Genomic DNA, 1554 nt, shown 5'->3' on the forward strand with positions numbered 1-1554 from the left:
TTTAATTGAGGTGAGGCGCGGGTCATCACACCAAAGGATAAATTTATTAATAACAACGCAACAATAGCCGAAATCGACATCGTTAACGCAGAGCCAAACATAAAACTTCCCCAATCAGCAAGCGCACGATAATTGGCAATTGATATACCTTGATTTGAAATAGGAATGGTTTCAAAACTGGCCACCAACATCCGTATCATTAACAAATGGCCGTCAACGGCTAAAAAGATAAGCGTTGCCAATAATAGAAAAAAGTTACTCACAACAGGAGTTTGCTCGCCAGAACCAGGATCGACCATGGAGGCAAAACCTAAACTGGTTTGCATACCAATTATTTGCCCTGTTAATACAAATGTCTGCATCACCATTAAGGTCACAAATCCCATGGTGACGCCAATTAAAATTTGCTGAGCAATGACAAAAACGGAACTCAATGCCAGTAACTCGACGTTTTCAATAGGGGGTAAAATAGGCGCCACGGCCATCGTTATCGCTACAGATAACATCAATCGAACTCGAGCAGGAGTAGTATTGGCGCCAAATACCGCCATCACCATGAGCATGGATGAAATACGAAAAAACGGCAAAAGATATGCGGCGATTGTTTGACTGATTTCATCAAACAAAATATCCATGGCTTAACCTATAACCTGTGGGATGAGATTAACCATCTCAAAGAAAAAATCCATCATGGTTTGCACTAGCCAATGGCCTAAAAACATCAACGCGAATAACGTCACCAATAAACGTGGTAAAAAGCTTAAGGTTTGTTCGTTAATGGATGTCGCGGCCTGAAATACCGCCACAATTAAACCGATGAATAAGCCTGGTAAAATAATCGCTGACACAATTAATACGATAACCGATAGTGCTTCTCGAAAGATATCAATGAGCGATTCTGGAGACATAAATACGCGGCCTTATATTCCGAAACTATTCGCTAATGTGCCCATCACTAAGCCCCAACCATCGACGAGTACAAACAACATAATTTTAAATGGCAATGACACAATCATCGGTGACAACATCATCATACCCATGGCCATTAGAATACTGGCGACGACCAAATCGAGTACTAAAAAAGGCACAAACAGCATAAAGCCGATTTGGAACGCCGTTTTAAGTTCACTGGTAATAAACGCTGGGATCACCACGCTCATTGGTGCTTGCTCAGGAGATTGAATATCCTTATAGCCAGAGATTTCAATAAATGTTTGTAAGTCAGTGGTACGCACTTGCGATAGCATAAATGTTTTAATCGGTTCTTTGCCAACATCATAAGCTTGCGTTAACGTCATGGTTTCATTGATATAAGGCTCTACAGCTTCAGCATAAATCTTATCAAAAACCGGCGCCATAATAAAAAAAGTCATGAACAAACTGATGCCTATCAATACCTGATTAGAAGGTGTTTGTTGTAAACCTAAAGCTTGTCTTAATATCGATAGCACAACAATAATGCGGGTAAATGAAGTGAGCATTATCACCATTGCAGGAATAAAACTCATTGCTGTCATCAGCAATAAAATCTGCATGGTTACCGAATATTCAGTT

The 1554-nt window shown here is 40.2% G+C and carries 3 protein-coding genes; all 3 read right to left on the minus strand.

Annotated elements, in window-relative coordinates:
- Positions 1-635, minus strand: a 635-nt coding sequence (gene fliR / locus CXF78_RS17020; RefSeq protein WP_102037432.1) for a flagellar biosynthetic protein FliR, incomplete at its 3' end; no start/stop codon positions are given.
- Positions 636-638: 3 nt separating this feature from the next.
- The gene (fliQ, locus tag CXF78_RS17025) at positions 639-908 is read right to left on the minus strand and encodes a flagellar biosynthesis protein FliQ (protein WP_011636667.1); all 270 of its coding nucleotides are present in this window, start codon (positions 906-908) and stop codon (positions 639-641) included.
- Between the two features lie 12 nt (positions 909-920).
- The coding region (gene fliP, locus CXF78_RS17030; protein WP_102037433.1) for a flagellar type III secretion system pore protein FliP at positions 921-1554 on the minus strand (634 nt) is incomplete at its 5' end.

It is taken from the genome of Shewanella sp. 11B5 (genome assembly GCF_002836795.1).
GTDB classification, from domain to species: Bacteria; Pseudomonadota; Gammaproteobacteria; order Enterobacterales; family Shewanellaceae; genus Shewanella; species Shewanella frigidimarina.